The organism is Streptomyces sp. SLBN-31, assembly GCF_006715395.1.
Classification (GTDB): domain Bacteria; phylum Actinomycetota; class Actinomycetes; order Streptomycetales; family Streptomycetaceae; genus Streptomyces.
In genome coordinates this window covers 1,285,938-1,299,416 of sequence record NZ_VFNC01000002.1, presented here as the reverse complement: position 1 = coordinate 1,299,416, position 13,479 = coordinate 1,285,938, and the positions used below count along the sequence as shown (strand labels likewise).

The 13,479-nt window shown below is 73.0% G+C and carries 8 protein-coding genes; 5 read left to right on the top strand and 3 right to left on the bottom strand.

The window, feature by feature from the left end:
• Window positions 1-32 precede the first annotated feature (32 nt).
• Window positions 33-1,193: a substrate-binding domain-containing protein gene (locus tag FBY22_RS25895; RefSeq protein WP_142149814.1), complete on the top strand. Its 1,161-nt coding sequence runs from the start codon at window positions 33-35 to the stop codon at window positions 1,191-1,193.
• A gap of 19 nt (window positions 1,194-1,212) precedes the next feature.
• Here FBY22_RS25895 and FBY22_RS25890 read toward each other — a convergent pair whose 3' ends face one another.
• Window positions 1,213-3,726 carry a SpoIIE family protein phosphatase gene (locus FBY22_RS25890; protein WP_260845140.1) on the bottom strand — a complete coding sequence of 838 codons (2,514 nt, stop codon included), beginning with the start codon at window positions 3,724-3,726 and terminating at the stop codon, window positions 1,213-1,215.
• Between the two features lie 601 nt (window positions 3,727-4,327).
• A complete protein-coding gene (locus FBY22_RS25880; protein ID WP_260845137.1) occupies window positions 4,328-5,116 on the bottom strand; it encodes an IclR family transcriptional regulator in 789 nt (262 codons plus the stop codon).
• Window positions 5,117-5,534: 418 nt separating this feature from the next.
• Between FBY22_RS25880 and FBY22_RS25875 the strand changes: the two genes are divergently transcribed.
• The 3 genes from FBY22_RS25875 to FBY22_RS25865 all read left to right on the top strand — a co-directional run bounded on the left by FBY22_RS25875 (window position 5,535) and on the right by FBY22_RS25865 (window position 9,322).
• The gene (locus FBY22_RS25875; protein WP_142149810.1) at window positions 5,535-6,797 is read left to right on the top strand and encodes an MFS transporter; all 1,263 of its coding nucleotides are present in this window, start codon (window positions 5,535-5,537) and stop codon (window positions 6,795-6,797) included.
• Window positions 6,798-6,823: 26 nt separating this feature from the next.
• Entirely contained in the window at window positions 6,824-8,026 is a 1,203-nt protein-coding gene (locus FBY22_RS25870; RefSeq protein ID WP_142149808.1) for a cytochrome P450, read from the top strand.
• A 72-nt stretch (window positions 8,027-8,098) separates the two neighbouring features.
• Complete coding sequence (locus FBY22_RS25865) at window positions 8,099-9,322, top strand: cysteine desulfurase-like protein (protein WP_142149806.1); 1,224 nt, start codon at window positions 8,099-8,101, stop codon at window positions 9,320-9,322.
• A 7-nt stretch (window positions 9,323-9,329) separates the two neighbouring features.
• Here the strand turns inward: FBY22_RS25865 and FBY22_RS25860 are convergent, their stop codons facing one another.
• Complete coding sequence (locus tag FBY22_RS25860) at window positions 9,330-9,938, bottom strand: nucleoside deaminase (protein WP_142149804.1); 609 nt, start codon at window positions 9,936-9,938, stop codon at window positions 9,330-9,332.
• A 155-nt stretch (window positions 9,939-10,093) separates the two neighbouring features.
• On the opposite strand from FBY22_RS25860, the gene FBY22_RS25855 reads away from it, so the two are divergent.
• Window positions 10,094-13,285, top strand: coding sequence for an amidohydrolase family protein (locus FBY22_RS25855; RefSeq protein WP_142149801.1), 3,192 nt, complete (start codon window positions 10,094-10,096; stop codon window positions 13,283-13,285).
• Window positions 13,286-13,479: the final 194 nt, after the last annotated feature.

Genomic DNA, 13,479 nt, shown 5'->3' with positions numbered 1-13,479 from the left:
TGCCCGGGCGGCATCCTCCGCAAGGAGCTTCCGTGCACCGCAACCGCAACACCCCCACCGTCCGCGACGCGCGATCCACTGCCACCGCCCTGGTGGTCGCGGTCGTCGTGCTGGCCGGCTGTGAACGCGGCTCGTCGAGCGGTCCGGCGCACTCCACCTCGGGTCCGAGCGGCTGCCCCGCGGCCCAGACCAGGGCCCAGGCCGCCGTCAGCCGGGCGGAGCGGACCGACGTCCCCTGGAACGGGCCGACAAGCGGTCCCACCGCGGTGGCCGGCAAGACCATCGTCTACGTCGCCCAGACCATGACCAATCCCGGAGTCGCGGGCGCCGCGGACAGCGTGCGGAAAGCCGCGGGCGTCATCGGCTGGGACGTGCGGGTGATCGACGGTGGCGGCACGCCCGCCGGCATCCAGGCGGCGATGAGCGAGGCCGTGGACGTCAGACCCTCGGGGATCGTCATCGGGGGCTTCGACCCGGGCTCGACCTCGCAGCAGGTGGCGCGTGCGAACGCGGCGGGCATCCCGCTCATCGGCTGGCACGCGGTCGCCTCCCCCGGCCCCAGCCGGCGCCCCAGGCTCTTCACCAATGTCACCACCAAGGTCGAGGACGTGGCCAGAGCCAGTGCGCAGTGGGTCATCTCGAGCTCCGGCGGCACGGCCGGGGCCGTGGTCTTCACCGATGCCTCGATCCCCTTCGCCAAGTACAAGTCCGACCTGATCAGGAAGGAGCTGGCCACCTGCGCGGGGGTGAAGCTGCTCGCGTACGAGAACATCCCGATCCCGGATGCCAGCAGCCGCACGCCCCGGGAGATCTCCTCACTGCTCTCCCGCTTCCAGGGGAGATGGACCCACTCCGTCGCCATCAACGACCTGTACTTCGCCGATGCCGCCCCGGCGTTCCGCGCGGCCGGCAAGAAGGGTTCCGGCCCGCCCTTCAACATCGGCGCCGGCGACGGCGACCCCTCCGCCTTCCAGCGGATCAACAGCAGGCAGTACCAGGCGGCCACCGTGCCGGAGCCGCTGTCCCTGCAGGGCTGGCAGATCGTCGACGAGTTCAACCGGGCCTTCTCCGGCCGGCCGGCCAGCGGGTATGTGGCCCCCGTCCACATCAGCACGGCCGACAACAGTCACGGCGCCACGACCTGGGATCCGGTGGGATACCGGGAGGCGTACCGGAAGATCTGGGGCACGTGACGGTGGCGGCGGGGACTGGTCAACGTGGTGGGGCGTACTCGGTGAGCAGGAGCGCGATGTCGTCCGCCCTGTCGGGGGAGGCGTGGCAGGCATCCCGCAGCAGCCCGTCGGCCAGATCGTCCAGGCCACCCCCGCCAAGCCGGGCCAGCGACCCCCGGAGTCGCTCGACGTCGGAGCCGATGTCCGAGTCGCGCCTCTCGATCAACCCGTCCGTATAGAGGGCCAGGACCGCTCCGGGAGCGAGACGCAGCTCCGACTCCGGAAAGTGTGCCGTCGCGTCGATGCCGAGCAGGGGGCCGCCGGGCACATCCAGGATCTTGGTGTTCCCGTCGGGCAGGCGCAACAGGGGCGGGAGATGGCCCGCCCGGACGATGCGCACGATCCCCGAGCGGGGATGGAACTGGGCGTAGCAGCAGCTGGCGAGGAGCACCGGGTCGAGGTCCATGTGCAGCCGGTTGGTGCCGGCGACGACGTCGCTCGGTCGTTGGCCGGCGGCGACGAAGGCCCGCATGGCGCTGCGCAGCTGGCCCATGGCGGCCGCGGCGGGGACGTTGTGCCCCTCGACGTCCCCGACGATCAGTGCGACTTCGTCGCCGGTGGGGATGACGTCGTACCAGTCGCCGCCGATGTCCATCCCCCGGGTGCCCGGAAGATAACGTCCGGTGATGTTCAGCCCCGGCAGAGTGGGCAGCCGGTGCGGCAGCAGCGCGTTCTGCAGGCCGCGGGCGAGGGCGAATTCGGCGTCGTAGAGTCTGGCGCGCTCCAGGGCCTGGCCGATCAGGCCGCCCAGCGCGGTGAGCACCCCGCGCTCCTCGTCCGGGAACCGGTGGATGTCGTCGAAGCCGAGCATGCAGGCGCCGACCGGGTGGTTCGAGGCGATCAACGGCAGGAACGCCCAGGAGTTGGTGTGACCCACCATGAGCCCGGGATAGCTCTCACGCAGCTGCTTCCGGGACTCGACGAAGAGCGGGGCCCCGGAGGTCAGCGCGTCCGTCACGGGCAGCCGGGCGTGCAGCGGGGTGCCTTCGAACCGGGCGAGAAAGCGCTTCGAGTAGCCGCGCTGCGCGAGCAGGTGCAGGCGCCGCTCCTCCACCACGGCGATCGCCAGTTTCTGGCCGCCGAAAGCGGGCAGCAACTGATCGGCGACGGCGTCGAACACCTCGTGCGCGGTGACCGCCTCGGTGAGGGCACTGCCCAGCGAGAGCACCCGGTAGAGGGAACCCACGCGGGGGACGGCGGGCGGCGGCGCCAAGGAGATGGGCCGTGCCTCCTCGGCGACCTGTGTACCGGGTCCGGTGCCGGCCGGTACGGGCTGTCGCACGCGTGAGGCCCAGCCCGTCATGCCCTGCGCGCCCGGGTGGAGGGAGAAGACCAGCCACTCGTCCGGTGGGCGGCGGACCAGGAAGGAGACCGGTTGCTGGGAGATGAGGGCGGCCCGGTAGCGGTCCTCGTACACCGGATCGGCCAGCCACGGCAGGACGTCCCAGGGGCGCCGGCCGAGTAGTTCGTCCTGGCGGACCCGCAGCAGATCCTCCAGGCTGTGGTTGGCGTAGGTGAGCCGTCCGTCGGGAGAGAGCGCGAAGAAACCGTCCGCGAGCCGTTCGATGGCCGCCACGGCCGCCATGCCGCTCCCCGAGTCGAGCACGGCGCCGACCAGGTGGCACGAGGCCCCCGAGTCGTCGGGGCTCTCCGGCACCCGGCCCCACAGCTCCACGAGGCGGTGCCCGCCTCGGCCGTCCAGGATGCGCAGGCCGTGCGCCAGTACGTGCCCCTCCTCGACCGCGGCACGTGCGGCGGACCGGAACCCGGGCAGATCCGCGGGCTCGATGCAGGCCGCCAGCGTGGCCGCCTGTCCGTCGAACTCCCGGGGCGGAATCCCGAAGATCGCGCACAGCTCGTCGTCGGCGGTGAGGGCTCCGGTGTCGAGGTTCCAGTCGAACAGGCCCACGCGGATCATCGGAGAGGACGGCAGCGGGACCAGTACCGGAGCCGTCCGCTCGTCGTACTCACCGAGCGTGCCGCGGGCCCGCAGTCCGGCGAGGGCGGTGCCCAGCCGGTCGGCGGCGGAGCGCAGCTGCCCGCGCTGCGCCCTCGACAGTCCTGTCCCGTCAGGCCTTGCCGTCCACACCACGGCGATGGCGCCGAAGGTCCGCTCGCCCGCCCGTACGGGGACCGATGCAGAGCCGAACGGGTAGGGCAGGGCGATGGAGAGCTGGGGGAAGCGCCGCATCGTCTCCTCCGCGCCGGCCAGGTGGACCATGCGCCCGGAGCGGCACGCCTCCGCCACCGGCATACGGCTGCTGACCGGGATCCGACGCCACCCGCTGAGCAGGGAGGGCGGTGTCCCGCAGGACGCGGCCACGACGAGCGAGCGACGGTCACCGGAGAGCAGGAACACGCTTCCGGTATGTGCTCCGGTGACCTCCACGGCATGGACCACGGCCCTCACCAACGCGTCGTCGCGCTCGGGCGCTGCGCCGACACCCGCGGCGCTGAGCGGGTATGAACTCGACGCCATACCGTTGGCCGACACGCTGCCCTCGATCATCCATGGAGTGCTTTTCCCATTTTAGGGTCATTCGCACCTCCCCGTGGATGATTGTCGGGCCGGTATGGGTGAGCCGCTCCTCTCACCACGGATGTAGGCGTGCTCGCGCCGTTGGGACGGTTCCGGCGCCTCGGGGGTCGGGTTGCCCTGACGGAGTTTGGCGGACACCAGCAAGGACAGCACCGGCCGGAGGGTGCGCCTCACCTTCCTGGCGGGTTCCTGAGGGGCCGACCGCGCCGGTCGCGGGCCGGCCGCGCCGTCAGCGGCGGGTCAGCCGGCCGCGGAAGTTCTCCGGCACCGGTGCGAACCGCAGCGCCATCGTGATCTCGTGCGGCCTCCGCGCCGTCAGACGGTAGCGCGTGCACAGCAGGTGACAGGGCCATCAGCTGGAACGTCCCGATGTTGGCGCCGACGCACTTCTTCGGCGCCCAGCCGAACGGCACGTAACTCGTGCGGTCCGCCGGTCCGTGCGGGGCGCCGGGGAGGAAACGGTCCGGGTCGAACTTCGCCCGCTGTGCCGCTGAGCGGAACGGGCGGGGCGTGGCGTCCGTGAGCCGCCCCGGCGGCCAGGGTTGCACCGGGCCGGTCAGCGTTGCCGTCCGAGGGCCGCCGTGATGGCCGACGCCGCCCGGCGGGCCGTCCCGGCGAGGCGTTGCAGGCGGTGGTCCGGCCCGGTCAGGACACCCAGCGCCGGCACCGGTACCCCACCGGCGACGAACACCGGTACGGCGGCGCAGCAGACGCCCTCCAGCACCTCCTCGCGGTCGTAGGCGACGCCGGACTCCCGGATGAGGGCGGCCTCGTCCGGCCAGGACCGGGGCAGCGGTCCGAGCGCCAGGTCGGGTCCCGCCCAGGCGGCCAGGATCTTGCCGGTCGCCGTGTACCAGGGCCAGATCCGCCGGTCGTCGGGGACCGGCCGGGAGAGGTCGGTGGCGGTCCGGTCGAGGATCAGCGTCTGCCCCTCGTACAGCACGGCGAGGGTGGCGGTCGTGCCGGTGGCGGCCGCCAGCCGCCGCAGTGGCCGCTGCGCGGCCGCGCGCAGACCCGGGTGCGGCTGCCAGCCCTGGCCCAGACGGAACATGCCGGGTCCGATGCGATAGCGGCCGGCACTGCGTTCGACGGCCCCCAGCTCCACGAGTTGGTCGAGCAGCCGGTACGCGGTCGTCTTGGGCAGACCGCACGCAGCGGCCAGCATGGTCACTCCGGCGTCCTCCCGGTGACGCAGGGCGTCGAGCAGGGCGAAGGCGCCTTCCAGCACGCCGCGTCCGGATGTCGCGGACAGCGGTCCGGCCAGGCCGGGCGAGCGCGCCGGGGCGAGCGGTCCGGTCCGTGGGGGCGCCGCGGCGGTCGCGGTCGCCGTAGTCGATCGATGCACGTGTCTTACCCCCGTGTTCACGTGTGAGCCCCGTGTGATGACGGTGTGGTGCGTGGTCGCGCGTGCGCCGCGCCGTCGTCCGGAGCGGCGTCGCTCGAACGAGGGTGGGGTTAGGGGATGGGTCGAGAGTTTGCCGAAAGCTTGTCGCCCTGCGCATCTGGGGCCGCCCCAACGCCGTTCCCCTCCCGCCGCGTTGGCGGTGGACGCCGGCAGGCCCGTGCCGCACCCCGGACCCGACGCCGGCCTGACCGCCCTCGCCGCGCTCTGCGGCGGGGCTGTGGGCCAGGTGCGGGTGACGGTCGCGGAAGTGACCGCCGTGAACACACCGTCACCCCTTTGTGTGATCTTTGCCGCGTAGCGCGTTGTCCCCTCCGCCGGTCCCACCTAGCCTCACCCGCGGAACCACGGGAGGGCTGGCATGCTGAAGACCGTTCGGGAACAGGCATCGGGACTCACCAAGGACCAGCGCAACGCCTTCGTCGCCGCCTACTTGGGGTGGGCGATGGACGCCTTCGACTACTTCCTCGTCGTACTCGTCTACAGCGAGATCGCCGACGACTTCGGTGTCTCGCTCACCGACATGGCCTTCCTCACCACCGTCACCCTCGTGATGCGGCCGGTCGGTGCCCTGATCTTCGGCATGTGGGCGGACCGCAAGGGCCGGCGCGTGCCGCTCATGGCCGATGTCGTCTTCTACTCGCTCGTCGGCTTCGCCTGCGCCTTCGCGCCCAACTACACCGTGCTGCTGGTGCTGCGGCTGCTGTACGGCATCGGGATGGGCGGCGAGTGGGGCCTCGGCGCGGCACTGGCCATGGAGAAGATCCCCGCCGAGCGGCGCGGTTTCTGGTCGGGGCTGCTGCAGAGCGGCTACTCGCTGGGTTACCTGCTCGCCGCCGTCGCGTTCCTCGGCATCGAACCCGCCTTCGGCTGGCGCGGGTTGTTCGCCTTCAGCCTGGTGCCCGCCCTCGTCGCCCTGTGGGTGCGGACGCGGGTCGAGGAGAGCGAGGTGTGGGAGAAGAGCGTGGCCGTCAACCGCACCCCCGCCCACCAGGTGTTCAGGAACCCGGCGGTGCTGCGGCGCTTCGTGTACCTGGTGGCGTTGATGACCGCCTTCAACTGGATGTCGCACGGCACCCAGGACGTCTACCCGACCTTCGTCAAGAAGGGCCTGGGCCTGTCGCCGGACACCGCGATCGCCATCGCCGTGGTCTACAACGTCGGCGCGATGATCGGCGGATCCCTGCTCGGGGCCTACTCCGAGCGGCTGGGCCGCCGCCGCACGATCATGGTCGCGGCCGCCGCGGGCCTGGTCGTGGTGCCCTTCTTCGTGCTGTCCACCACCGCGGGCCGGCTGATGCTCTCCTCCTTCCTGATGCAGGTGTGCGTGCAGGGGGCCTGGGGCGTCATCCCCGCGCATCTGACCGAGATGAGCCCAGACGCAATCCGCGGCTTCTATCCGGGTGTCACCTACCAGCTCGGCAACCTGATCGCCGCCCTCAACCTGCCCATCCAGGAGGCTGTCGCCGAACGGCACGGCTATCCCGCGGCGATGACCTGGACCGTGGTGCCGGCCCTGACCGCGGTGATCGTGCTCAGCGCCGTCGGCAAGGAGGCCAAGGGCATCCGGTTCGGCAGCACCGGCACCCGGGCGCCGACCACCGCGGCGACCGACAGCGTGTAGCCACCGACCCGCGTTTAGCCTTGGGTGTGATCGGATTCCCCCTCGGCGCCTCGACCACGCTCGCCGAACTCGCCCGCGATCCGCACCCGCGGCTGGCACTCCTGCGCGCGCACGAGCCGGTGTCGTGGCTGCCCGAGCTGAACGGCTGGTTGGTGACCCGCCGTGATCTGGCGCTCGACGTGATGCGGGACGCGGCCGCCTTCACCGTCGACGACCCCCGGTTCACCACCGCGCAGGTGGTCGGGCCGAGCATGCTGTCCCTGGACGGCGCCGAGCACACCCGCCACCGCGAGCCCTTCGCCGCCCCCTTCCGGCCCCGGGCGGTCCGGGAGGGGTTCGGCTCCTTCATCGAGCGGGAGACCGACCGACTGATCACCGAAATCGAGACGACCGGCGCCGCCGAACTGCGCCGCGCCTTCGCGGGCCCCCTCGCCGTCGCCGTCGTCACCGAGGCCCTCGGCCTGGCCGGCACCACCACGGACACCGTGCTCTCGTGGTACGAGGCCATCGTGCGAGCGGTCTCGGACCTCACCGCCGGTGCGGCGGCCGGACCCGCCGGCGCCACCGCGTACGCGCGGCTGAAGGACGCCGTGGAGGCCACCGTCGCGGACCGGCGGGCGTCCTCGCTGCTCGTCTCCGCCGCCGACCGGCTGGCACCGGCCGAGGTGGCGTCCAACGCGGCGGTGCTGATGTTCGGCGGCATCGAGACCACCGAGGCGATGATCACCAACGCGCTGCTGCACCTGCTGAGCCACCCCGACCAGCTCGCCCTCGTGCGGACCGACCCCGCGCTGTTGGACGGCGCGATCGAGGAGTCCCTGCGCCTCGAACCGGGCGCGGCCGTCGTCGACCGCTACGCCACCCGCGACACACGGCTCGGACCGGCCACCGTCCGCCGCGGCGACCTCGTCACCGTCTCCCTGGCAGGCGCCAACCGCGACCCGGCCGTCTTCCCCGACCCGGACCGTTTCGACGTCCGCCGCGACAACGCCCGCCTGCAACTGGCCTTCGCCCACGGTCCGCACCACTGCCTCGCCGCCCACCTCGCCCGCCTGGAGACCCGCATCGCCCTTCAGCGCCTGCTCGAACGACTCCCCGGCCTGCGCCTCGACCCCGGGCGGCCCGCCTCGCCGTACGGCCTGGTCTTCCGCAAGCCGGACACCCTGCACCTGCGATGGGACGTCCCGTCCGGCCCGGCGGACTGTCGGAGCCGACCCACGACGCCGTAGTGATCACGCGCGGGTGCCCATGACAGGCTGAGGTGTCGGACAGACGGCCCTCGGCACCCACAGGAGCACCACGTGACCTACGACATCAGCGCACTGCGCTCCCGGTTCCCGGCCCTGGCCGCGGGAACCGCCCACTTCGACGGCCCCGGCGGCACCCAGACGCCCGAACCCGTCATCCGGGCCATCGCGGACGCCCTGGCGAATCCCCTGTCGAACCGGGGACAGGTGACGGTGGGGGAGCGCAACGCCGACGCCATCGTCACCGGGGCCCGGCAGGCCATGGCCGACCTGCTCGGCGCACACGAGTCCGGGATCGTCTTCGGGCGCAGCGCCACCCAGCTCACGTACGACTTCTCCCGCACCCTCGCCAGCACCTGGCAGCCCGGCGACGAGGTGGTCGTCACCCGGCTCGACCACGACGCCAACATCCGCCCCTGGGCGCAGGCCGCCGCCCGGGCCGGGGCCACCGTGCGCTGGGCCGACTTCGACCCCGCGACCGGGGAGCTGACCGTGGACCACGTCCGGGCCGTACTGTCCGAGCGCACCCGGCTGGTCGCCGTCACCGCCGCCTCCAACCTCATCGGAACGCGCCCCGCCGTGGCCGACATCGCCCGGCTGGCGCGCGAGACGGGCGCACTGACCTACGTCGACGGCGTCCACCACACCGCCCACGCGCGCGTCGACCTGGAGCGGCTCGGTGCCGACTTCTACGTCTGCTCGCCGTACAAGTTCCTCGGCCCGCACCTCGGAGTGCTCGCCGCCCGGCCGGAGTTGCTCGAGACCCTGCACCCGGACAAGCTGCTGCCGTCCACCGACACCGTCCCGGAGCGCTTCGAACTGGGCACCCTGCCCTACGAGTTCCTCGCCGGAACCCGCGCGGCCGTCGACTTCCTCGCCGAACTCGACAGCAGTGCCACGGGAAGCCGCCGCGAACGCCTGGCCACCTCCTTCGCGGCGCTCGAAGAGCACGAGCGAGTCCTGCGCGAGCGGCTCGACAAGGGCCTGTCGGCGCTGGAGGGCGTCACCGTTCACTCCCGGGCCACCGACCGCACCCCCACCCTGCTGCTGACCTTCGCGCACCACAGCACCGCCGACGCCTACCGCTTCCTCGCCGAACGCGCGGTCCACGCCCCTTCGGGCTCCTTCTACGCGATCGAGGCCTCCCGTCGGCTCGGCCTCGGCGACACCGGCGGGCTGCGCGTCGGACTCGCGCCCTACAACGACACCGAGGACGTCGACCGGCTGCTGACCGGACTGTCCGAGTTCCTGGCCCTCCCCGCCACCGACGCCCGCTGACCCACGCCTACTTGGAGCCCCCGCGCGCGTTGTAGACGACGATGTCCCCGGCGTCGACGGCCTCCCGGTAGGCGCGGAACACCGTCAGGGCCTCCTCGCGCAGCACGTCACCCACGACCTCGATACCCCGCTCCTCGAACTGCTCGGCCCAGTCCGTGCGCAGCGGTCCCTCGTCGAACGTGGTGAGCTCCTCCAGCTCCGGTCCGGCGCCGGCGATCACCAGACCCCGCACGCCGGACCACAGGGCGGCTCCGTAACACTGCACGCAGGGGCGCCAGTTGACGACCAGTTCGTGCGCCGGGAGCCCTTCGCCGCCGAGGTCCCAGCTGCCCGTCGCCCGCTGGGCCAGACCGAGCGCGAGGACCTCGGCGTGCGCGCTTGAGACACCGGAGGCGAGGACGACGTTGACGCCGACCGAGACGATCCGGCCGGTGTCCCGCTCGGCGACGAGCGCCGCGAACGGACCGCCGTCGCCCGCACGCCAGTTGCGGTCGGCAAGCCGGTGCACCAGCCGCATACGCTCCTCACGGCCCGGGACGACGGCCGGTACGTCGGCCAGCTCCTCGTCGATCCACGCCGGCAGCCCGACGCGGTACTCCTTGGCGATGTCGATCATGTTCGGCCTTCCGCGCGGTGGCTGTCGTACGGCGGATTCCGGTCGGAACAGGTCACCGCAACCTCCTTTGTAGCAAGATCGATCCTTCACTTTCGGTGTCCTGACGTGTGCCGTCGATTGAATCCGGGGCGGGCGATGCACCAGTGTGGGGTCCCATGGACCGTGACTGGAGCCCCACCTTCCGTCCGACCCGCCGTCAACTCCTCGCCGCCGCAGGCACGTTGCCCCTCATGGGGGCGGCCCCGGCGGTCGCGGCACGACAGCGCACCGACGTCGCCTCCCTGACCTTCACCCGTGCCACCAACGGCGCGGCCACCCTCGCCCCCGCCGGCGACCACCTGGTCGCCGAGGTGCAGGGCACCCTGTGGTCAATGCCCCGCGCCGGCGGCACCGCCCGCCCCCTGACGCCGCCCGACCTGGAACCGGGCCGGCCGACCCACTCCCCGGACGGCCGGACCATCGCCCTGTGCGCCTACCGGGACGGCGGCTTCCACCTGTGGACCGTACGCCCCGACGGCTCCGAGCTGCGCCGGCGCACCGACGGGCCCTGGGACGACCGCGGCCCCGCCTGGTCGCCCGACGGCACCCGCCTCGTCTTCGCCTCCGAACGCGGCGGCGACCCCGTCGACGGCGGCCCGTACCGCATCCACGTCCTCGACCTGCGCACCGGCCGCATCACACGCGTCACGGGCCTGCCCGGACAGCAGGGCCCGCTGCAGGACACCCCGTGGGAGGACTTCGACCCCACCTGGACACCGGACGGCGCCCACATCCTGTTCGTCCGCGCGAGGACCGTCACCACCTCCCTCGGCCTGACCGTGGAGGCCCGCACCATCGCCGCCGTGCCCGCCGACGGCACCGGCGCCGTCACCGTCCGGTACACCGAGACGGAGGCCGTCCAGGTCATGACGCCGGCCGTCGCCGCCGACGGCCGCCTGGCCCACCTGCGGACCACCGCCGCCCCGAACGGCTCCTGCACCCTCGTCGTCGAGGGCCGCGCGGTCCCCGTCACCGGTGACATCGCCCCGGTGCCCCCGCGCTGGACGAGCGAGGGCGAACTGCTCATGACCCTCGACGGCGCCTTCACCCTCGTACGACCGGACAGCCCCGGACAACCGCGGACCGTGCCGTTCGAGGGCGTGCTGCCCGTGCGCCGGCCGCGCTACCGGGTCAAGAAGTACGACCTCGGGCAGGCCCGCACCCGGCCGGTGCGCGGCATCCACCTGCCCGCCCTCTCTCCCGACGGCCGCCGGATCGCCTTCGCCGCCCTCAACTCGCTGTGGCTGGCCGACAGTTCGGGCGGTCGTCCGCCCCGGCGACTGCACAAGGCGGACGTCACCCGCTATCTGCTCGGTCCCTCCTGGGCCCCCGACGGGCACTCGCTCGTCTACGCCGACGACCGGGACGGACTCCTCGGCGTCTACCGCCACGACCTCGCCACCGGCGAGGAGACCGCGCTGGCCACCGGCGGGCGGGTGCATCCGGCGCTGTCGCCCGACGGACGGCGGCTCGCCTGCCTCGACATGACCGGCAAGCTGCTCGTCCGCGACCTGGCGTCCGGCGAGGAGCGCGCCCTGGCCGCGCCGCTCGGCGGCGGCGGGCTGCCCGGCCGCCCCAGCTGGTCGCCGGACGGCCGCCACCTCGCCCTGTGCGACCGCAACCGGCTCAACGCCCGCTTCCGGGAGGGCTACAACCTGGTCCGGATCGTCGACACCACCACCGGCGCCGCCCGCCTGCACGCCGTGGCACCCCACACCTCGATCGCCGACCGGTACGACTCCGGGCCCGTCTGGTCGCCCGACGGCCGCATGCTGGCGGTGATCGTCGAGTCCGCGCTGTGCCTGCTGCCCGTCGACCCCGACGGCACCCCACGCGGCGACTTGCGCACGCTTACCGACGAACCCGCCGACCACCCCTCCTGGTCCGCCGACTCCGCCACCCTGCTCTACCTCTCCGGTGACCGGCTGCGCCTCATCGGCGTCGACGGCGGGCCGGCGCACACCGTCCGCGTGCCCCTCGACGCCCACAGACCCACTCCGCCGGACCTGGTCGTGCACGCCGGACGGCTGTGGGACGGCACCGGCGAGACGACCCGCGACGACGTCGACATCGTGGTCAGCGGCGGACGGATCACGGCGGTCGAGCCGCACCGCTCCGGACGCCGGGCCGCCCTCCGCCGCGTCGACGCCTCCGACCGCACCGTCCTGCCCGGCCTCTGGGACACCCACACCCACCCCTGGCAGAGCACCTACGGCGGCCGCCAGACCGTCGGCCAGCTCACCTACGGCATCACCACCGCCGTCTCCCTCGGCGGATTCGCCTACGAACAGGCCCGCATCCGCGAGGCGGTGGCCGCGGGACAGCTCGCCGGGCCCCGCCTGCTGGCCACCGGCGAACTCCTCGACGGAGCCCGCGTCGCCTACAGCATGGGCCGCGCCCACCGCACCCGCGCGGGACTGCGCCGCTCGCTGGCGCGAGGTGCCGCGCTGGACTGGGACTTCGTCAAGACGTACGTCCGCGCTCCGGGTTGGGTGATGCGGGAGGCGGCCCGCTTCGCCCACGAACAGCTCGGCGTGCGCACCGGAGGGCATCTGCTCTCGCCCGGCGTCCAGCTCGGACAGGACCTGACGACCCATCTGCAGGCCACACAGCGAGCTGAGTTCGGGCACGCCGTCACCGCCTCCGGGCGCGCCTATCAGGACGTCGTGGAGATCTACACCCAGCGGGGCGTGGACTTCTCGTTGATCGCCACCCCCTTCAGCGCCGCTCCCCTCCTCGGCGCCGACCCCGGCCTCGCCGACGACCCTCGGGTCACCGTGGTGATGCCCCCGTGGGACACCGCGGCCGTCAAGCAGTCGGCCGGCGTCCCGCCCACCGCGGCCCAGCTGGCCACCGTGCGCACCGAGACGGACATCTACCGGCGCATCCTCGCCGCCGGCGGACTCGTCGCCCTCGGCACCGACCAGCCGCTCGTCCCCGTCGGCCTCGCCCTGCACCTCGGCCTGCGCGCCCTGCACCGGGGCGGGCTGTCCCCGGCCCAGACCCTGCGCACGGCCACCGTCCTGCCCGCCCGTCTCTTCGGCCTGGACGACGAGCTCGGCACCGTCGAGGAGGGCAGGCTCGCCGACCTCACCGTCGTCGACGGCGACCCGTTCACGGACTTCGCCACCCTCGTGCGCACCGTCGCCGTGCTCCGCGGCGGGGTGCCCTGCACCACCGAGGAGTTGGTCGCCGCGTTCGAACCCACGGCCCGGCGGACGGCGGCCGCCGAGGACGACTGGCTCGGACTGGGACGGCTGATGCGAAGAGACGGCTGCTGCGACGGCCACGGGCCGTACGACGACTGACCGGGCGGCGTCCGACGGAGAGGGCGGTCGGCCCGTCGAAAGCGGCCGCCCGGAGCGGCCGTGGTGCGGCGCGTCGCAGAAGTGCGGGTCGGTGAGGCAGTACACCTCGTACCGCTTGTCCACGGCAGCCTCCTGACGGGCCGGCGGCGTACGCTTCGGCCCTCTCGGCGCCTCTCACCCCTCACGATGGCAGA

What these genes read in the sequence shown, in the direction of transcription:
- FBY22_RS25875 (WP_142149810.1), top strand. Translation starts at nt 5,535, where the DNA reads ATGCTGAAGACCGTTCGGGAACAGGCATCGGGACTCACCAAGGACCAG.
- FBY22_RS25860 (WP_142149804.1), bottom strand. Translation starts at nt 9,938, where the DNA reads ATGATCGACATCGCCAAGGAGTACCGCGTCGGGCTGCCGGCGTGGATC.
- FBY22_RS25855 (WP_142149801.1), top strand. Translation starts at nt 10,094, where the DNA reads ATGGACCGTGACTGGAGCCCCACCTTCCGTCCGACCCGCCGTCAACTC.